Annotated in this window: 16 protein-coding genes and 1 pseudogene; 15 read left to right on the plus strand and 2 right to left on the minus strand. The window is 69.1% G+C overall.

Annotated features, from left to right (window positions below; all coding sequences use genetic code 11):
- The 8 genes from B2U11_RS01750 to B2U11_RS01785 all read left to right on the plus strand — a co-directional run.
- A partial coding sequence (locus B2U11_RS01750; protein ID WP_292069351.1) for a Fe2+-dependent dioxygenase occupies positions 1 to 568 on the plus strand: 568 nt, incomplete at its 5' end.
- 67 nt (positions 569 to 635) lie between these two features.
- On the plus strand, positions 636 to 2669 hold the full coding sequence (locus tag B2U11_RS01755) for a TonB-dependent receptor (RefSeq protein WP_292069353.1): 2034 nt from the start codon (positions 636 to 638) through the stop codon (positions 2667 to 2669).
- A gap of 135 nt (positions 2670 to 2804) precedes the next feature.
- Complete coding sequence (locus tag B2U11_RS01760) at positions 2805 to 3416, plus strand: PepSY-associated TM helix domain-containing protein (RefSeq protein ID WP_292069388.1); 612 nt, start codon at positions 2805 to 2807, stop codon at positions 3414 to 3416.
- Between the two features lie 23 nt (positions 3417 to 3439).
- On the plus strand, positions 3440 to 3949 hold the full coding sequence (locus B2U11_RS01765; protein WP_292069357.1) for a DUF2271 domain-containing protein: 510 nt from the start codon (positions 3440 to 3442) through the stop codon (positions 3947 to 3949).
- A 12-nt stretch (positions 3950 to 3961) separates the two neighbouring features.
- Complete coding sequence (locus B2U11_RS01770; RefSeq protein WP_292069359.1) at positions 3962 to 4762, plus strand: DUF4198 domain-containing protein; 801 nt, start codon at positions 3962 to 3964, stop codon at positions 4760 to 4762.
- Between the two features lie 9 nt (positions 4763 to 4771).
- On the plus strand, positions 4772 to 5869 hold the full coding sequence (locus B2U11_RS01775) for an FAD:protein FMN transferase (protein WP_292069361.1): 1098 nt from the start codon (positions 4772 to 4774) through the stop codon (positions 5867 to 5869).
- Positions 5866 to 7230: a sulfite reductase subunit alpha gene (locus B2U11_RS01780; protein ID WP_292069363.1), complete on the plus strand. Its 1365-nt coding sequence runs from the start codon at positions 5866 to 5868 to the stop codon at positions 7228 to 7230. The genes B2U11_RS01775 and B2U11_RS01780 overlap by 4 nt, the downstream gene beginning before the upstream one ends.
- A 59-nt stretch (positions 7231 to 7289) precedes the next feature.
- On the plus strand, positions 7290 to 8090 hold the full coding sequence (locus B2U11_RS01785) for a glycoside hydrolase family 16 protein (protein WP_292069365.1): 801 nt from the start codon (positions 7290 to 7292) through the stop codon (positions 8088 to 8090).
- Here the strand turns inward: B2U11_RS01785 and B2U11_RS01790 are convergent.
- Positions 8072 to 9481 (minus strand): UDP-N-acetylmuramate--L-alanine ligase, encoded by a 1410-nt coding sequence (locus B2U11_RS01790; protein WP_292069368.1) that lies wholly within the window; start codon positions 9479 to 9481, stop codon positions 8072 to 8074. The genes B2U11_RS01785 and B2U11_RS01790 overlap by 19 nt on opposite strands.
- A 72-nt stretch (positions 9482 to 9553) precedes the next feature.
- On the opposite strand from B2U11_RS01790, the gene B2U11_RS01795 reads away from it, so the two are divergent.
- Entirely contained in the window at positions 9554 to 10375 is an 822-nt protein-coding gene (locus B2U11_RS01795; protein ID WP_292069370.1) for an LD-carboxypeptidase, read from the plus strand.
- A gap of 233 nt (positions 10376 to 10608) precedes the next feature.
- On the opposite strand, the gene B2U11_RS01800 is transcribed toward B2U11_RS01795, so the two are convergent.
- A complete protein-coding gene (locus B2U11_RS01800; protein ID WP_292069372.1) occupies positions 10609 to 11823 on the minus strand; it encodes a patatin-like phospholipase family protein in 1215 nt (404 codons plus the stop codon).
- A gap of 80 nt (positions 11824 to 11903) precedes the next feature.
- Between B2U11_RS01800 and dnaG the strand changes: the two genes are divergently transcribed.
- The 6 genes and pseudogenes from dnaG to B2U11_RS01825 all read left to right on the plus strand — a co-directional run.
- On the plus strand, positions 11904 to 13766 hold the full coding sequence (gene dnaG, locus B2U11_RS01805; RefSeq protein ID WP_292069375.1) for a DNA primase: 1863 nt from the start codon (positions 11904 to 11906) through the stop codon (positions 13764 to 13766).
- Between the two features lie 72 nt (positions 13767 to 13838).
- Positions 13839 to 15788, plus strand: a complete 1950-nt coding sequence (rpoD, locus tag B2U11_RS01810) for an RNA polymerase sigma factor RpoD (protein WP_292069377.1) — start codon at positions 13839 to 13841, stop codon at positions 15786 to 15788.
- A 78-nt stretch (positions 15789 to 15866) separates the two neighbouring features.
- Entirely contained in the window at positions 15867 to 16736 is an 870-nt protein-coding gene (locus tag B2U11_RS01815) for a hypothetical protein (RefSeq protein WP_292069380.1), read from the plus strand.
- Between the two features lie 9 nt (positions 16737 to 16745).
- The gene (locus tag B2U11_RS01820; RefSeq protein WP_292069381.1) at positions 16746 to 17534 is read left to right on the plus strand and encodes an extensin family protein; all 789 of its coding nucleotides are present in this window, start codon (positions 16746 to 16748) and stop codon (positions 17532 to 17534) included.
- Between the two features lie 108 nt (positions 17535 to 17642).
- Positions 17643 to 18443 (plus strand): annotated as a pseudogene (locus tag B2U11_RS15695) (BCCT family transporter); the annotation flags it as partial.
- 16 nt (positions 18444 to 18459) lie between these two features.
- The coding region (locus B2U11_RS01825) for a glucan biosynthesis protein (protein ID WP_292069384.1) at positions 18460 to 18991 on the plus strand (532 nt) is incomplete at its 3' end.

Below are 18991 nucleotides of genomic sequence, written 5' to 3' on the forward strand. Positions count from 1 at the left end.
GGCCAAGCGAAACCTGCAACTGCCGGAGGAATGCGACGTCGCACGCGAGGTCTCGGCCCTGGTCGTCCAGGCGCTGAACGCCAATCCGATGTTCGTCGCCGCCGCCTTGCCGCACACGATCTTCCCGCCGCTATTCAACCGCTATGAAGGCGGGGGCGAGTTCGGCGTCCATGTCGATAACGCCATTCGCCAGCAGCGCAGCGGCGGCTTGCGCATCCGCAGCGACCTGTCGGCCTCCTTGTTCCTGTCCGAGCCCGAGGACTACGACGGCGGCGAACTGGTGGTGGAGGAGATGTACGGCGCCCAGTCGATCAAGCTGCCCGCGGGGGACTTGGTCCTCTATCCATCCAAGAGCCTGCATCGTGTCACGCCGGTGACGCGCGGCGCGCGGGTGTCGTCCTTCATGTGGATGCAGAGCCTGATCCGCGACGACGGCGACCGCGAGATGCTGTTCCGGCTGGACGTGGCCACCCAGCGGGTGGCGGTGGACAAGGGGCAGAAGGATCAGGCGGTCATCGAGTTGACGGGCGTGTATCACAACCTGCTGCGCCGCTGGGCCGAGGTGTGAAGCCGGGCGGCGCTTTTTTCGGCGCGCGGGGGTGAACTTCGAGGGCGCGCGGCTATTGTGACGCCCGATGTTTCAGGACGCCCCGCCCCCCGCACCGCCCGCACAGGTTTCCGACGTGGTGGTCACCGCCGCGCGACTGCCGCCCGCCGCCGCCGCCGCCGCCTTTTCGGTGACGCGACTGGATCCCGAGGTGCTGGAGCGGTCCAGCCGTCTGGACGAGGCCCTGCGCAGCGTGCCGGCCGTGTCGCTGTTCCGGCGGACGACAAGTCTGGCCGCCAATCCGACCACTCAGGGGATTTCGCTGCGCGCCATCGCTCCGTCCGGCGCGGGGCGCACTCTGGTCACGCTGGACGGCGTGCCGCTGAACGATCCGTTCGGCGGTTGGGTCATCTGGTCCCAGGCGGCGCCCGAGGCGCTGGAGGGCGTCGACATCATCCGCGGGGCCGGGGCCGGCCCCTATGGCGCCGGCGCGCTGACAGGCACGATCCAACTGCGAGAGCGCGCCTCGGGCGGCGTGCTGGACCTGTCGGTCGCGGAACGTGGGGGCGCCCGGGCGGCCGGCTCCGGCTCGACCCCGCTGGGTCCGGTGCGCCTGACGGCCTCCGGCCTCTATGAGGTCAGCGACGGCTATGTCCCGGTGCGCGGCGCGGCGGCAGGGGCGGCGGACACGCCCTTGGACCTGGACAGCCGCAGCGCGTCGTTGCGGGCCGACGCGCCCGTCGGCGCCGCGGCCCTGTCGCTGCGCGCCTCGACCTGGGAGGAGGATCGCGGATCCGGCCTTGCGAGCACCCGCGCCAACGCCAGCGGCCACGCCCTCAGCGCCACCTTGGCGCGCGCGCCCCGCGCCGACGACTATGGCTGGCGGCTCCAGGCCTGGCGGATCGACAGCGACTTCGCCAACAGTTCCGCTTCGGTCGCGGCGGATCGCGCGACGACCACGCCGGCCAACGATCAATACAAGACCCCCGCCACGGGCTGGGGCGTGAACGCCGCCCTGCGCCGCCGCACGGCCCAGGTCGCGGGCGGGCGTCTGGAATGGGAAGTCGGCGCAGACGCCCGCTTCAACGAGGGCCAGACCAACGAACGGTTCAGCAATCCGAGCGGCGCCGGCTTCACCAAGGGCCGCATGGCGGGCGGCGAGACGGCGGTGGCCGGCGGCTATGTCGATGCTTCGTGGAGCGATGAGGCCTGGCTGGTCGCAGGCGGGCTGCGTTGGGACCGATGGGAGAACACGGCAGGCTTCCGGTACGAATACGACTTGGCGAGCGAGGCGACCCTGCTGGACGAGACCGATCCCGACCGAGACGGGGAGGTGGTCAGCGCCCGGCTGGCCGTGCGGCGCGACCTGGGCCAGGGCTACGCCGCGCGCGCGGCCGCCTATTCCGGGTTCCGCCCCGCCACGCTGAACGAACTGCACCGGCCGTTCCGCGTCGGCAACGACATCACCGAAGCCAACGCCGCGTTGGAGCCGGAGACGTTGCGCGGCGTGGAGGCCGGCCTGGCTTTCGACCGGGGTGGACCGACCTGGGGCGCGACTGTTTTCTGGAACGAGATCGAGGACGCCATCGTCAACGTCACGATCGGCGAGGGACCGGGGACCTTTCCGCGCGCGGGCTTTGTTCCAGCGGGCGGCGTGCTGAGGCAGAGACAGAATGCAGGGACCATCAAGGCGTGGGGCGTGGAGTTGAACGGTTCCGCGCGGCTGTCCGAGGCGATCTCGCTGGACGCCGCGCTGGCCTGGACGGACGCCGAGGTCGATGGGGGCGGGGCGGCGCCCCAACTGACCGGCCTGAGGCCGGCCCAGGCGCCCGAATGGAGCGCCACTGCGGGTCTGGATTGGCGTGTCACGTCCCGCCTGACCGTCGCTGCCTCAGCGCGCTATGAATCGGAGCGATTCGACGACGACTTGAACAGTCGTGTGCTGGACGCCGCCCTGACGGCGGATATGCGGGCGGAATGGGCTGTCAACGCGGGCACAGCCCTGTGGCTGGCCGCCGACAATCTGTTCGACGCCGAGGTGGAAGTGTCGGAGACAGGTGCAGGGGTGGCGGGTTACGGCCCGCCCCGAACCGTGAGGGCTGGATTGCGGCTGTCCTACTGACCGTCATCGCTTGCGAACGCTATTGAAAACCGTTCGCAACAGTGGCAGAGCGGGCGTGTGACCGATCTCGCTCCGCAGCGCCAGGCTGAAGCCGTCCAGCCCGTCAGGCCGCAGCCCGCCAAACCGAAGGCGGCGCTGAACGGCGCGCGGTCGTTCTGGTTGAAGCAACTGCATTCCTGGCATTGGATTTCGGCCGCGCTCAGCCTGGTCGGCATGATCCTGTTCGCCGTCACGGGGATCACCCTGAATCACGCGGCCCAGATCCCGGCAGAGCCCGTCACGGTCGAACACACCGCGACCCTGCCCCAGCCGCTGCTTGAACGTCTGTCCTCATTTCCGGAGGAAACGACCGATCCGGCGCCCGAGGCGGTGGCCCGCTGGGCCTCGCAGACATTGTCGGTCGACATCGCCGGCAAGCCGACCGAGACGACGCCTGAGGAAATCTACGTGGCGCTTCCGACGCCAGGCGGCGACGGCTGGCTGACCATCGACCGGGCCACGGGCGAAGCGTTCCACGAAAAGACCACGCGAGGCTGGATCGCCTACCTCAACGACCTGCACAAGGGGCGGAACGCCGGGCCGGTCTGGTACTGGTTCATCGACGTCTTCGCCGTGGCCTGCGTGATCTTCGCCGTCACCGGCCTGGGTCTGATGTGGCTGCACGCGCGCGGGCGGCCGTCGACCTGGCCGCTGGCGGGCCTGGGCCTGCTCATCCCCGTCGTCATCGCCCTGATCTTCATTCACTGAGCAACTCGTCGAGAGTGTCCCGGATGCGCCTTCTCCCCATCGTCGTCACCACCGCTGGCCTGGCTGCGGCCGCGCCGGCCCTCGCTGCCGACCTGACGGTCTCGGTCGACATCCCCCGCCTGAACACGGCCTCCTACCACCGGCCCTATGTGGCGGTCTGGATCGAACAGCCCGATCAGACCGCCGTTCGCACCTTGGCGGTCTGGTACCAGCAGACCCGCAACAACGAGGGCGACGGCAAGGACTGGCTGAAGGACCTGCGCACCTGGTGGCGCAAGGGCGGTCGCGCGATGGCCCTGCCGGCCGACGGCGTTTCGGGCGCGACGCGCGCGCGGGGAACCCAGACGATCCGTGTGCCTGGCGCGCGCCTGGCCGGTCTGCAGCCCGGGCAATACAACGTCGTCGTCGAGGCGGCGCGTGAGCTGGGCGGCCGCGAAACCGTGCGCGTCCCCTTCCGCTGGGGCGCGCCCAACACCGGGCAAGTGTCCGGCTCCAATGAACTGGGCGCCGTGCGCGTCGCCGTCACCCGCTAAAGGATCGCCGCCATGAAGAAGTCTCTCGCCCTGCTGACCTTGGCCGCCGTCCTGGCCGCGCCGATGGCCGCCCAGGCTCACCGCGCCTGGATGGCGCCCACCTCCACCGTGCTGTCCGGCAATGACGCCTGGGTCGCCTTCGACGCCGGCATGTCGAATGGAGTCTTCATTCCCGACCACGCCGCGATGCGGATGAACGGTCTGACCGTGACGGCTCCGGACGGCGCCCTCGTACAGCCCGAGCACCTGATGCAGGGCCAGTATCGCACCACCTTCGACGTGCATCTGACGCAGAACGGCACCTACAAGATCGCCAACGTCATGAGCGGCTTCATGGCCAGCTACACCCTGGATGGCGAACAGAAGCGCTGGCGCGGATCGGCGGCGGAGTTTCCGGCCGCCCTGCCGCAGGGCGCGACCGACGTGCGGGCCACGCGCACCGCGAACCGCATCGAGACCTTCGTCACCCTGAACAATCCGACCGACACCGTCTTCGCCCCGACCAACGAAGGGCTGGAGATGGTTCCGGTGACCCACCCCAATGACCTGGTTGCGGGCGAGGCGGCGACGTTCAAGCTGCTGAATGACGGACAGCCGGCGGCCGGCCTGGATGTCACGGTGGCGCGGGGCGGTCTGCGCTACCGCGACAATCCCGAGGAATCCACCGTGAAGACCGGCGCCGACGGGACGTTCTCGATCACCTGGCCCGAAGCGGGCATGTACTGGCTGAACGCCGCGGTGCGCAGCGAGGGCCAGGGCGATCAGCCGGGCGCCAATGCGCAATATGTGGCGGTGGTCGAGGTCCTGCCCTAAGCGGGTCGAATGAGCGACAATCCCTTCCAGCGCGGAAGCCGCGCCGCGCCGTCTCCCGTCAGCATCGGCGACGCCTCTCCCCTGGCCGAGCGGTCGGGCGACCGTGTGCTGATCCCGCCGGTGGAACAGGCGCCCGCGCGACCGCCCAGCGACATCGTCTGGTCCTTGGGCGGCCAGACGATGGGCACGTCCTGGAATGCGCGCGTCATCGCCCCGCCCGGCGCGGACAAGGCCGCATTCCAGTCGGCGATCGAGGCCGAATTGGCCGAGATCGTGCGCCTGTTCAGCGCGTGGGAGCGGGGCAGCGAGATTAGCCGCTTCAACGCGGCGCCCGAAGGCGTCTGGGCGGTGTCGCAACCGTTCTGGGACTTCCTTGACGCCACCATGGACCTGGGCGACGAGACCAATGGGGCGGTCGATCCGACGCTGGGCGCCCTGGTCGATCTGTGGGGCTTCGGCCCCGCCGGCCCGCGTTCGCCCCTGCTGCCGACGCCCCAGGACGAGGAAATCGTCGCCGCCCTGAAGGTGTCGGGCTGGCAGAAGCTGCGGCTGAACCGCGACGCCCGCGCCGTGATGCAGATGGGCGGGATGAAGCTGGACTTCTCGGGCCTGGCCAAGGGCCATGCGGTGGACCGGGTCTCGGACCGCCTTATGGCGATGGGCGCGACCTCGCATCTGGTCGATATCGGCGGCGAACTGAAGGGGCGAGGCGTCAAGCCGGACGCGCAGCCCTGGTGGGCGGAGATCGAGCGTGTCCAGGACAGCCCCGCGCCACGCACCGTGGTCGCCCTGCACGAACTGGCCGTGGCCACCAGCGGCGACTATCGCCGCGCGTTCGAGCATCAGGGACGGCTCTACCCGCACACGATCGACGGCTCGACCGGCCAGCCGGTGGACAATGGTCTGGCCTCGGTCAGCGTGCTGCACGCTCAGGCGCTGAGGGCGGACGCCTACGCCACGGCCCTGACCGTCATGGGGCCATACGAGGGGCCCGAGTTCGCCGAAGCCATCGGTCTGGCGGCGCATTTCGTCCAGCGCACGGACCGAGGGCTGGTCGAACGCATGACCCCCGCTTGGCGCGCCATGATGGACGACGCACCGGCGTGACCCCCGATCCTGCCCGCTGGCTTTGGGCGGCTGGTGCGATCCTGCTCTGGCTGGCCCTGATCGCCGTGATCTTCTGGCGCGAAAGGCGGGCCAAGGCGGCCGCGCGCGCCCGGTCGAAGGCGATGGCGGGCGACGGCGAGGCCGTTCTCGTCGCCTTCGCCAGCCAGACCGGCTTTGGCGAGGAACTGGCGTGGATGACGGCCAAGGCACTGGGGCAGGGCGGCGTGGGCGCGCGGGTGCTGTCCTTCGCCGATCTGGACGTCCAGACGCTGAAGGTGGCTGGCCGCGCCCTGCTGATCGTCTCGACCACCGGCGAGGGCGACCCGCCGGACGCCGCTGCAGGCTTTGTGCGCAAGGCGATGGCGGTCGACGCCGACCTGTCCGATCTTCGCTTCGGGCTGCTGGCCCTGGGGGATCGGTCCTACGATCGGTTCTGCGGCTTCGGCCACGCCGTGGACGGCTGGCTGCGCCGGTCGGGCGCCGAACCGCTGTTCGATCTGGTCGAGGTGGACGCCGGCGCCGCCGGCGCCATCCGCCACTGGCAGCACCAGTTGAACCAGATCGCGGGTGTCGTCTCCGCGCCGGACTGGACGCCGCCGGCCTATGAGCCGTGGCGGCTGGCGTCGCGAACGCTGGTCAATCCGGGGTCGCCCGGCGCCGAGGCCTACCACCTGGCGTTTGAACCGACCGGGCCCGCCCCCGAATGGTCGGCCGGCGACATCGCCGAGATCGGCGTGCCGGCCCGCGACGGCGCGCCCGCGCCCGGCGCGCGCGAATATTCCATCGCCTCCTTGCCGCAGGACGGGCGGCTGGAGTTCCTGATCCGCCTGATGCGCAGCCCGGACGGCCAGCCCGGCCTGGCATCCGGGTGGCTGACGCAGACCCTGGCCCTGGGGGAAGAGATCGGGATGCGGGTGCGGATCAACCGGGGCTTCCACGGGCCCGCGGCCGAAACCCCGCTGATCCTGATCGGCAACGGGACGGGCATCGCGGGGCTGCGGGCGCACCTGAAGGCGCGCCTATCCGCGGGAGGAGGCGCCTGGTTGCTGTTCGGGGAGCGGACCCGCGCGCACGACGCCTTCTTCGACGATGAGCTTCAGGCCTGGCTGGCGTCGGGCGTGCTGACGCGACTGGATAGGGCCTTTTCGCGCGACGCCGGAGACGGCCGCTATGTGCAGGATCTGATCGTGGCTGCGGCCCACGACATCCGCGCCTGGGTGGATCGCGGCGCGGCCCTCTATGTCTGCGGCAGCCTGGAGGGCATGTCGCAGGGGGTGCATGCGGCCTTGCAGGACGCGCTGGGGGAGCATCGCGTGCTGGAGTTGCTGGAAACCGGACGTTACCGTCGCGACGTCTATTAGGATTTCCGCCCCGCCTCGCGCCCTGTCATCAAGGGCGAAAGAGAACGGGAGGGTTCCTTATGCTCATGCTCGCCGCCGCACTGGCTCTGGCGTTTTCAAATCCGGCCGCGCCCGAAGGCTACGACCTGGTCTGGGCTGACGAGTTCGACCGCGACGGCGCGCCCGATGCGTCGAAATGGACCTATGACACGCACGCCAATCGCGGCGGCTGGTACAACAACGAGGCCCAGTATTACTCGGCCGATCGCCTTGAGAACGCGCGGGTCGAGGACGGCGTATTGGTCATCGAGGCGCGGCGTGAGCGCATCGCGCCGACGCCCGCCGACTGGGGCGGACAGGACTACACCTCGGCGCGACTGATCTCGACGGGGGGCTGGCAAGGCGGCTTCATTGAAACACGCGCCAAGCTGCCTTGCGGACGCGGTAGCTGGCCCGCCATCTGGATGTTGCCGCAGGCGCCCTCTGGCTGGCCCATCGGCGGCGAAATCGACATCATGGAGCACGTCGGCCATCGCCCCGGCGTCGTCCACGCCTCGATCCACACCGAGGCCTACAACCATGTGCGCGGCACGCAGAGTACGGCGACCACCCAGGTCGCCGACGCCTGCGACGCCTTTCATCGCTATCAGGTGCGCTGGACGCCCGAGGAGATCGTCTTCCTGGTCGATGACGCGCCGATCCACCGCTTCGCCAACGACGGGCGCGGCGACCCGGAGACTTGGCCGTTCGACAAACCCTTCCACTTGATCCTGAACGTCGCCGTCGGCGGCGACTGGGGCGGCGAGGAGGGCGTGGACGCCGCCGCCTTCCCGCAACGGATGGAGGTCGACTACGTCCGCGTCTATCGACCGGCCGACTGATCCAGGCGGTTCAGAAGGTCGCGGGCGAAGTCCGACAGGGTGTCGTCGCGGGCGCCCATGACCACGATGCGGTCGCCGGGGCGAACCAGGCCCAGGATCCGCTCGCCGCACGCCGCGCGATCCGCCAGCGCTTCTGCGTTGCGACCGGCGGCGCGGACCCCAGAGGCGATATCCTCTGATCCCACGCTGCGGTCGGTGGTGCCGCCGTAATAGACGGGTTCGGGCATCAGCAGGACGTCGTCGAGTCGCAGCAGGCCGGCGAACCCCTGGATGAACTCGTCCTTCATCAGCTTCAGCGGACCGAACCCGTGCGGCTGGAACAGGATCAACAGCCGGCCGTCGAAGGCGTGCAGCGTCTTCAGCGTGGCGGCGATCTTGTCGGGGTTGTGGGCGAAGTCGTCGATGACGGTGACGTCGCCGGCCGTCCCGACCACCTCCATCCGGCGGCGGATGCCGGAGAAAGCCTCCAGCGCGCGCACGGCCTCGGACACCGGCACGCCCAGCGCCTGGACTGCGCCGATGGCCGCCAGGGCGTTGGCGACGTTGTGGGCGCCGGGCACGTGCAGAACCACATCGAACTCGGTCCTGCCCGCGATCAGGCGAAACTTCATCCCGGCGGGCAGGGGTTCAAGATCGTGGGCGGACAGGTCGGCCGCCTCTTCGCCCAGGCCGAAGGTGATCGCCTTGCCCGACGCCAGCGTCTGGGCCAGGGCGGCGGTTTCGGGATTGTCCAGGTTAAGCACCGCGGTCCGGGCCCGGTCGACAAAGCCGCCGAACAGGTCGCGCAACTCCTCCATCGACTTGTGGTCCAGTGAGATGTTGGACACCACGGCCACGGTCGGATCGTAGCGGGCGATGGAGCCGTCGGACTCGTCCACCTCGGCCACGAACAGCGCCGGGTCGCCGACCAGGGCGCTGGCGAACGGGTGATCCGCGTCGGCGAAATTCTTCATCACCGCCCCGTTCATTACGGTGGGCGCCCGACCCGCCTGGTGCAGGATCCAGGCGATCATGCCGGTGATGGTGGACTTGCCGCTGGTGCCCGCCACGCCGACCGAGACCTCGGCGGCGTTGAACAGTTCGCTCAGAAGCTTGGGGCGGGTCTTGATCGCGGCGCCGACGCGGCGGGCCGCGCCGATGTCTGGCACCGTGTCCTCCACCGCGCCGGTGGCCACCACGATCTGGTCGGAGCGCGTCACGCCCGACCCGTCCTGCGGGTGCAGCGTCACGCCGTGCGCGCGCAGCCAGTCGAACTTCTCGGGCGTGCGGCCCTGGTCCAGCGCGCGGTCCGAACCCTCGATCCGTCCGCCCCGCGACTGGACGATAAGAGCCAGGGGCAGCATCCCCGACCCGCCGATGCCGCAGAAGAAGTAGGAGGCGTCTTGATTCATGGAGGCGAAACCGGGAGGACTGGACCGCGCCTGACTAGCACGGGCGGCGCCGGGGGCCAGACGGAACTTGTCATGAAGATCGGCGTCGTCGTCGCCAGTTCGCGCTTTTCGAAGGATCGGGCCAAGGCCGTGGACGCCTGGATGGCCGCCCACTTTCCCGACCGCTCGGTCTCGGTGGTGTTCCACCCCTCCTGTTTTCTGAAGCATGGCCACTTCGCTGGGGACGATGCGGCCCGCGCCGACGCCTTCGTGGACTTCGCCAACGACCCGCGCCTGGACGCCATCTGGTTCGGCCGGGGCGGCTATGGCGCCTGCCGCATCGCCGAGGCGGTCTTGCCGCGCCTGACGGCGGTGGCGCGCAAGAAGAAATACATGGGCTATTCCGACGCCGGCAGCCTGTTGGCGATCCTCTACAAGGCCGGCTTTCCCCATCTGGCGCACGGGCCGATGGCGTCCGACGCCATCCGCCATGACGAGACGGCCTATCGCGCCCTCAACTGGTTCCTGCGGGACGATCCCGCCTCGCTGGAGCCGTCCCTGCTGATCGACCCCCGCCCGGCGGTCGCCTTCAACCTGTCGATCATCGACCAGTTGGTCGGCACCGCGCTGGAGCCGGACCTGAGCGGCCACGTGCTGATGCTGGAAGAAGTGTCGGAAGCCCTCTACCGCGTCGACCGGATGATGTTCCATCTGACCGGCCAGGCCTCGATCCGACGGGTGGCGGGCATTCGCCTGGGGCGCGTATCCGACATCACGCCCAACGATCCCGATTTCGGCCAGACGCCGGAAGAGATCGTGCGCTTCTGGTGCGGTCGCGCGGACATTCCCTACCTAGGCGGCGCCGACATCGGCCACGACGGCGCCAACAAGGTGGTGCCCTTCGGACGCCGCTAGTCGCATCTTCGATCAGGGCGCGGCGCGAAAGACACAGTCTCGCCCAATTTCTCGACGGGATGGCAGCCGCCTCTCGACACGCGCCGGATCGCAACGTCAGATGCAGGTCCGCGAGGCGTTAGGACTTCGTTAGCCGAGGCGTTGGGGGACGCTGCGGCTTCGCGCCTCTGCGATGCGGCGGTTCGTTCGGCTGTCGGGGGATGCCCGGACGAACCGCCTGATCGCTTTCTCACCTACTGATCTGGCTGCTGTCGTTCGCCGCCTGCCGCCACCGTGTCGTTGGCCGAGGATTCCGACCGAGGCGGTAGGATGGGCGACGCCCGGCCTTGGGCGTCCATGACGCTCCGCCAAGCCTCCCCGGCGCGCATGGCGGCCTGGCCGGCCTGGAACAGGCGGGTCATGTTCTCGCGGCCGAAGTCCAGGCTGTCTTCCTCGGTCTCCGGGCCGATCATGGCGACATTCATGGTCATGCCGTTGACGCGGGCGAACTGCGCTGTATTGGCCAGGTCCGAGCGGGTGATCGCCTTCATCATGGTGTCGAAGCTGCGCGCGGCGATCCGGGCCGGGCTAAGGGGCGCGACCTGGAATTTCGGCTCGGGCTTGCCGTTGATCAGCACCCAGATGCGGCCCTCGCCCTGACTTCCGAGATTATCGGCCAGCAGCAGGGGTTCGGGCGCCACCAGGAAGTTGGCGACCGTCCCGCCGTCGACATGGATTTCGCTGACCTGGCGTCCGTCGTGGGCGTAAGTCAGCGGCACGGGCGGAAAGGCGCCGGGAATGCTGGCCGAGGCGATCAGCACATTGACGAACAGCACTCGCGACGGGACGTCGTCGCGGCTGGCTAGGGCGCCCATGTCCCAGACGATCTGGGTCTGGGTGTCCAGACTGGTGGTGGCGACATAGAGCCGTCGGCCCTTGGCGTGTTCTGCGGCGACGGCGTTCAGCAGGGCCTCGTCGATATTGCCCAGCACAAGGTCGCGCAGCGGCCCGGGATCGAAAACCCCCGGCAGGAACAGGGCCAGCAGCCCGCGCGACTTCAACAGGCCGTCGGCCTGGCCGCCGGTATAGGCGTGGGTCAGGGCGGGGTCGAAGGATTGTCCGGCGAAGACGAAGGGAGCGATCAGGGCGCCGGTCGACACTCCCGTCACCACCTCGAAAGTCGGCTGATCGGCCCAGGCGGTCATCACTCCGGCGCCCCACGCGCCATTGGCGCCGCCGCCGGAAAGCGCCAGCAGGTCGAACCGTCCATCGGCGGGCGCCTGACCCGCGCGCCGGGTGTCCGTCTCGAACCGCGCGCGAGCGGTGTCGCTGGAGAAGTCGTAGCGGAAGGACGGGCTGACGGCCGCCAGATCGGCCTGGGTGAAATCCGGTCGCGGCAGGGTCTGGCAGGCGGCTGTCGCAAGGCCTGCGAGGATCAGGCAAAGCAGGGCGAGGCGGCGCGTTTCCATAGAAGACCTTTGGTCCGAAGAGGATCAATCGACAAGCCTCGATGGTGGCGCAAGGCCCGACAGGCGGTTAAGGGTCGGCGGTGCGCTTCGACGAACGCTTCATCGACGAACTGAAGGCCCGCCTTCGCCCGTCCGACGTGATCGGCCGGACGGTGAAGCTCAAGCGCCAAGGGCGCGAGTTCGTCGGCCTGTCGCCCTTCACCAAGGAGAAGTCGCCGTCGTTTTTCGTCAACGACGACAAGGGGTTCTTCCACGACTTCTCGTCAGGCAAGCACGGCGACATCATCTCCTTCCTGCAGGAGACCGAGCGGCTGAGCTTCGTCGAGGCGGTGCAGCGCCTGGCCGGCGAGGCGGGGCTGCAGCTTCCGGCCGAGGATCCTCAGGCGGTCGAGCGCGAACAGAAGCGCCAGGACCTGTCGGACTGGATGGACCTGGCCCAGAAGTGGTTCGCCGCCAATCTGCGTCGGACGCCCGGCAAGGCGGCCCGCGAATATCTGGACAAGCGCGGCCTGCCCGAAGACCAGTGGGAACGGTTCGGCCTCGGCTATGCGCCCAATGATCGCGAGGGACTGAAGCAGGCGCTGGTCCAGCGCGGGGCGCGGCCCGCCGATCTGGTGGAGGCGGGCCTGCTGATCGCGCCCGAAGGCGGCGGCCAGCCCTATGACCGATTCCGCGACCGGCTGATGTTCCCCATCCTGGACGCGCGCGGGCGGATCGTCAGCTTCGGCGGCCGGGCGATGAACCCCGACGACCGGGCCAAATATCTGAACGGCCCGGAAAGTCCGCTGTTTCACAAGGGCGCGACCCTCTACGGCCTGCCCGAGGCGCGGCGCATCCTGGGCGCCGAGAGCCGCAGCGACCAGGCGATCATCGTCGTCGAGGGCTATATGGACGTCATCGCCTGCCAGCGGGCGGGCCTGCCGGCCGTCGCGCCGATGGGCACGGCCCTGACGGAAGAGCAGATGGAACGGCTGTGGCGGGTCAGCCACGAACCCGTCCTGTGCTTCGACGGCGACGCGGCGGGCCTGCGCGCCGCCTATCGCGCCATCGAGCGGTCTTTGCCGCTGTTGAAGGCGGGGCGGTCGTTCCGGTTCGCGCTGCTGAGCGGCGGGCAGGATCCCGACGACATCCTGCGCGACAAGGGCGCGCCGGCCCTGCGCCAGGCACTGAGCGAAACCCATGCCTTTTCCGAAGTCCTGTTTCGTCGCGAGCAGGACGCCGAGCCTCTGGACACCCCCGAGCGCAAGGCCGGGTTCAAGGCGCGCCTGCGTCAGGCCGCCCAGGCGATCCAGGACCGCGACCTGGCCGAACAGTACCGACGTGATCTGTTTGATCGTTTCGACGCCCTGTTCCCGCGATCTCAGCCTCGCGCGGCCTGGACACCCGGGCAGGGGCGGGGCGGTCGCTTCGGCCCGCCGCCCAAACAGGGCCAGACGGTAGAGGGCGCCCAGGCCATGCAGTCGTTGATCCGCGCCATAGAGCCGGTGCCGGCGGCGCTGGCCCACGGCGCCATCGACGACCCCGAACGAATGGACGACCATCTGGAGGCGATCGCGGCCCACGGCTTCGGCGACCGGGGGCTGGACGGGCTTGCGCAGGAGCTGGTTCGATTGCGTCTGTCGGGACAATCCCTTGACTCTGCGGCCCTGCGTCGCCATCTGGCGCAATCGGGTCACGATGCCTTAGTGCGCGAGGTCGAGAAGGCGGCGGCGAAGTCCGGCGCGCCATTCCTGGCCGCAAATGCGCCCCTCGCCGAGGCAAGGGTCCGATGGTCGCAGGCGTTCGACGCTTCGACGCGCGTCGCCGCGTTGGAGGACGCCTTGGCCCAGGCGCGCGACGTGCCCGGGCAGGATGAGGCGTTCCGCCGGCTGAAGGCCGAGCGGGATGCGCTTCGCCGTGCGATCAAAGCCGGGACGATATGGGAAGACAACGCGGGCTCGTAACCTTACGGACCGCCGGGCATTGTATTTTCGTCGGGGGGCCTGATCACCTCCCTGACTGGAGACAGACTGAATATGAGCGCACAGACCGAAACGCAGGAAGCCGAAGTCTCCACCGACGGGCCCCTGCTCGATCTGACGGACGCCGGCGTCAAGAAGTTCATCAAGCAGGCCAAGGCTCGCGGCTATGTGACGATGGAGGAGCTGAACAAGGTTCTGCCGTCCGAAGAAGTCACGCCCGACGCCATCGAAGACACCCTGGCGATGCTGTCCGAAATGGGCGTCAACGTCGTTGAGGCCGAAGAGGACGCGCAGGAGCAGCAGTCCACCGACGTCGCAGCCGCCGCCGGCACCGCCGTGGCCGAAACGCCCGCCAAGGCCGCCTACGACCGCACCGACGATCCGGTGCGGATGTATCTGCGCGAGATGGGCTCGGTCGAGCTTTTGAGCCGCGAGGGCGAAATCGCCATCGCCAAGCGCATCGAAGCCGGCCGCGACGCCATGATCTCGGGCCTGTGCGAAAGCGCCCTGACGTTCGAGGCCATCATGGTCTGGCGCGACGAGTTGGAAAACAACCGCATTCTGCTGCGCGAGGTCATTGATCTGGACGCCACCTACGGCGTGCTGAACCCGTCGTCCCTGCCGGGCGCCGCCCAGACTGAGGGCGACGGCGAGGAAGAAGAGGCCGAGGAAAAATCCGCGGCGGAGGAGAAGCCGGAGTCGGAGGACGAGGACGACGACGACTTCGACGACGGCGGCGGCATGTCGATCTCGGCGCTGGAAGCGGAGCTGCGCGACGGGGTGATGGAGGTGCTGAACGCCATCGCGGCGGATTTCGGCGAGTTCCGGGGGCTGCAGGACAAGCTGGTGCAGGCGCGGCTGAAGGGCGAGAGCCTGAGCGCCAAGGACCAGAAGGCCTATGAAGGTCTGACGACGGCCATCTCGGACCGTCTGAAGACGATGAAGCTGAACAACAACCGCATCGAGGCGCTGGTCGAGCAGCTGTATGCGATCAACAAGCGGCTGATCGGCCTGGAAGGCCGGCTGCTGCGTCTGGCCGACAGCTACGGCATCTCGCGTCCCGAGTTCCTGAAGGCCTATTTCGGCGCCGAGCTGGATCCCAACTGGACGGAAAACGTCAAGGACATGGGCGTGCGCTGGACCAAGTTCAGCGAGAACGAGGCCAGCCAGATCGCCACGATCCGCACCGACGTCGCCGCCGTGGCGCTGGAAGCCGGCCTGCCGATCGACGACTACCGCCGTATCGTTCAGACGGTGCAGAAGGGCGAGCGCGAAGCCCGTCAGGCCAAGAAGGAGATGGTCGAGGCGAACCTGCGCCTGGTGATCTCCATCGCCAAGAAATACACCAACCGCGGCCTGCAGTTCCTTGATCTTATTCAGGAAGGCAACATCGGCCTGATGAAGGCGGTCGACAAGTTCGAGTACCGTCGCGGCTACAAGTTCTCGACCTACGCCACCTGGTGGATTCGCCAGGCGATCACCCGCTCGATCGCCGACCAGGCGCGCACCATCCGTATTCCGGTGCACATGATCGAGACGATCAACAAGATCGTCCGCACCAGCCGCCAGATGCTGCACGAGATCGGCCGCGAGCCGACCCCGGAAGAACTGGCCGAAAAGCTGGCCATGCCGCTGGAGAAGGTGCGCAAGGTCCTGAAGATCGCCAAGGAGCCGATCTCGCTCGAAACGCCGATCGGCGACGAGGAAGACAGCCACCTGGGCGACTTCATCGAGGACAAGAACGCCGTCCTGCCGATCGACGCCGCCATCCAGAGCAATCTGCGCGAGACCACGACCCGCGTTCTGGCGTCGCTGACGCCGCGCGAGGAGCGGGTGCTGCGGATGCGCTTCGGCATCGGCATGAACACCGACCATACGCTGGAAGAGGTCGGGCAGCAGTTCAGCGTCACCCGCGAACGCATCCGCCAGATCGAGGCCAAGGCCCTGCGCAAGCTGAAACACCCCAGCCGGTCGCGGAAACTGCGGTCCTTCCTGGACAGCTGACGACGATCAGGGGCGGCTCCGAAGGGGCCGCCCTTTCGCTTTCCGCATGAGAGAATTGGACGACGGCGCGGGCGCCACTTGGACGACGCGACGACCACTACGTCCGATTTCGACGACACGGGCGGTTACGCTGTCGTCATGGAACACTATCGCCTGAGGAAATATCGGGGGCCGGAGGTCTGGGCGCGGGTGCGCCTGGCCTACGAGGGCGGGGAAAGCGGGCCGTCGATCGCGCGCCGGTTCGACGTCGGCCTGTCCAATCTGAGGAAGAAGGCGCGGCTGGAGGGCTGGAGCCGCAAGGACATCGCGCGAAAGCTGGACGGCGCACTGGAGCCGGCGCGCGAAGCGACGGCGTCGGTCCCGCAGGGTCCGCCGGTCGAACCGCAGGCGGCCGTGGAAACAGCGATGCAGCGCGCCAGCAGCCTTTTGGCGCAAGGACGCGGCGCGGAGGCCCAGACGCTGATCCGCTCGGCCGAGGCCCTGGCCAAGCTGGCGGAGCGCGCCGGAGAGGCCGTCGTCGCCGCCGCGGACCAACCGTCGGAGGAAGAGGTGATCGCGCAATACATGGCTGAGCGCGACGCCGACATCATCGACCAGGCGACAAAGCTGGCCTGGGCGATGCTGATGGACCAGCCGATGGGCGAGGCGGCGCGGTATTCCGCCTTCATGTACCACTGGCGCGCGCGCCACCTGGGGCCGGAGGCGACGGCCTGCGACTTCGCCCATGCGGTCAACGGCGGCTGGGCGCGGCGCTATTTCGACGGGGAGGGGCGGTTGCGGCCGCTGCCTGAGCCGATCACGCCCCTGGCCATGATGGTCGATCAGCATCTTCGCCTCAGCGCGAAGCGGGACCAGGATCCCGCGCGAAAGGATCCGCACAGCATGGACCTGGACTATCCGGGCCCGATCCCTTTCGCGCCATCGTCGGACGAGCCCGGAATCGGTTAGGCTGGGGCCATGACCGAGCGCGCCTTCGCACCCCGCCTGCCCGCCTTTCGCTCGCCCGCCTTTCGCCCGGCGCGGACCGCTGTGGTCCTGGGGCTGGCGGCGGCGCTGGCGATGGCGGGGTGCGTGCGGCGTCCGCCGGAGCCGCTGCGGCCGTCGGCCTATCCCTATCCGCAGACGCCCGCGCCGCTGGTCGGCGGTCTGGTCGACCGGCCGATCGACGGGGGCACGCTGGGGGCGGTCAAGCGCGCCGGCGCGGACCTGGGCCAGTGCATGGCCCAACTGACGGCGGCGAGGGTGCGCTTCAGCCCCGTGCCGGATCGCCAGAACACCGCGACCTGCGGCCTGCATCAGGGCGGGGTCCTGGGCGCCGACATGGGCACCGTGGCGCGCATGGCGCCGGGCGACGTGGAGATGACCTGCCAGACGGCGCTGGCGCTGAGCGTCTGGCGACGCCAGTCGCTGGAGCCGGCGGCGCGGGAAATCCTGGGATCCGACGTGGTTCAGATCGACCACATGGGCGCCTACGCCTGCCGCAACGTGAACAATGGCGTGGGCTCGAACCGGATCAGCGCCCACGCCCAGGCGGCGGCGCTGGACTTCGCCGGTGTGCGCCTGCGTGACGGGCGCCGGATCAGCGTGGCGCGCGACTGGAACGGAGACGGGGCCGAGGCGCGCTTTCTGCGCCGCATCCGCGATGACGCCTGCCGCGTGTTCGGCACGACGCTGAGCCCCGACTACAACGCCGTCCACCACGACCACCTGCACCTGGAAGCGACCGACACCCGCTACTGCCGATGAGCTCGGGCGCGACATCGCGTCCTTCGCATTTGCGAGATGACGGTTGAACCGGAGCGGCGGCTCGGCTTTCTAGTCCTACGGGCGGGGGCGTCCACGACGAGGTCATGCATGATTCCCCGCCGTCGCGCCGTGCTTCAGGGCCTTGCCGGCCTGGGCGCCGCCTTCGCCCTGCCGCCGGGGCTGGCCCTGGCCCAGGAGGGCGAGGCCTTCAGCTTCGAGACCGTGAAGACGCTGGCCCGCGACCTGGCCGCGCGTCCCCATGCGCCCCGGCCCGAGGCGGCGGGCGACCTGGACGCCATCACCTATGACGAGGGGTTCCGCGTCGTCTTCGATCCCGAGCGGACGCTGACGATGGGGGCCGACTGGGGTCTGCAGTTCATGCCGCTGGGCGTGCTGGCGCGGCGCGCGGTGGAGATCAATCTGGTCGAAAGCGGGCGCAGCCGACGGCTGACCTACGATCCTGCCTATTTCATCGTGCCCGAGGACAGCCCCTGGCTCGAGTACGCCATGATCGGCGCGGTCACCTGCGTGGTGCTCTACACCGTGGTCTCCGGCGTGGAGCGCGGCATGAAGTGGCTGTCCAACACCAACCTGATCCTGGCCGCCGGCCTGCTGCTGTTCATCGCGATCGTGGGGCCCACCGCGTTCCTGTTCAAGGAGATGGTGCAGTCCCTCGGCTCGTACATGCAGTACTTCTTCGCGAACTCGCTCAACGTCTCCGCGTTCTACGGCGCCGAGGGCGACGCGTGGCAGGCCGGCTGGAGCGCGTACTACTGGGGCTGGTGGATGTCCTGGACGCCGTTCGTCGGCATCTTCATCGCCCGCATCTCCCGCGGCCGCACCGTGCGCGAGTTCATCGCCGGCGTGCTGCTGGTGCCCACCCTGGTCTGCGTGGTCTGGTTCGGCATCCTGGGCGGCACCGNNCGTGCCCGAGGACAGCCCCTTCAACGCCCTGCCGGACGACGTGGGCTTCGCCGGTTTCCGGGCCGTGGCCGGGCCGGGGCGGGCGGAATGGCTGTCGTTCCTGGGGGCCTCCTACTTCCGCTCGCCGGGGCCGTTCGGCCAGTACGGCCTGTCGGCGCGCGGGCTGGCGCTGGACACCTACGCCCAAGAGCCGGAGGAGTTTCCCGACTTCACCCGTTTCTGGCTGGGGCCGGACGAGGCCGGTCGGCTTGTGATCCACGCCTTAATGGAGGGGCCGGGCGTCGTCGGCGCCTATCGCTTCGTCAACGACCGGGCCGGCGACAGCCTGATGCAGGAGGTCGAGGCGATGCTGGTCTTCCGGCGCGGCTACGTTCAGCCGGGGTTCGCGCCCCTGACCAGCATGTTCTGGTACGGCGAGAATTCGTCGGATCCGCGCGAGGACTGGCGACCCGAGATCCACGATTCGGACGGGCTGGCGATCTGGACCGGGGCGGGGGAGCGGATCTGGCGGCCGCTGTCCAACCCGCCGCGGG

Source organism: Brevundimonas sp. UBA7534 (assembly GCF_002479325.1).
GTDB lineage: Bacteria > Pseudomonadota > Alphaproteobacteria > Caulobacterales > Caulobacteraceae > Brevundimonas.

What these genes read in the sequence shown, in the direction of transcription:
- B2U11_RS01755 (WP_292069353.1), top strand. Translation starts at nt 636, where the DNA reads ATGTTTCAGGACGCCCCGCCCCCCGCACCGCCCGCACAGGTTTCCGAC.
- B2U11_RS01765 (WP_292069357.1), top strand. Translation starts at nt 3,440, where the DNA reads ATGCGCCTTCTCCCCATCGTCGTCACCACCGCTGGCCTGGCTGCGGCC.
- B2U11_RS01770 (WP_292069359.1), top strand. Translation starts at nt 3,962, where the DNA reads ATGAAGAAGTCTCTCGCCCTGCTGACCTTGGCCGCCGTCCTGGCCGCG.
- B2U11_RS01775 (WP_292069361.1), top strand. Translation starts at nt 4,772, where the DNA reads ATGAGCGACAATCCCTTCCAGCGCGGAAGCCGCGCCGCGCCGTCTCCC.
- B2U11_RS01785 (WP_292069365.1), top strand. Translation starts at nt 7,290, where the DNA reads ATGCTCATGCTCGCCGCCGCACTGGCTCTGGCGTTTTCAAATCCGGCC.
- B2U11_RS01790 (WP_292069368.1), bottom strand. Translation starts at nt 9,481, where the DNA reads ATGAATCAAGACGCCTCCTACTTCTTCTGCGGCATCGGCGGGTCGGGG.
- B2U11_RS01795 (WP_292069370.1), top strand. Translation starts at nt 9,554, where the DNA reads ATGAAGATCGGCGTCGTCGTCGCCAGTTCGCGCTTTTCGAAGGATCGG.
- B2U11_RS01800 (WP_292069372.1), bottom strand. Translation starts at nt 11,823, where the DNA reads ATGGAAACGCGCCGCCTCGCCCTGCTTTGCCTGATCCTCGCAGGCCTT.
- rpoD (WP_292069377.1), top strand. Translation starts at nt 13,839, where the DNA reads ATGAGCGCACAGACCGAAACGCAGGAAGCCGAAGTCTCCACCGACGGG.
- B2U11_RS01820 (WP_292069381.1), top strand. Translation starts at nt 16,746, where the DNA reads ATGACCGAGCGCGCCTTCGCACCCCGCCTGCCCGCCTTTCGCTCGCCC.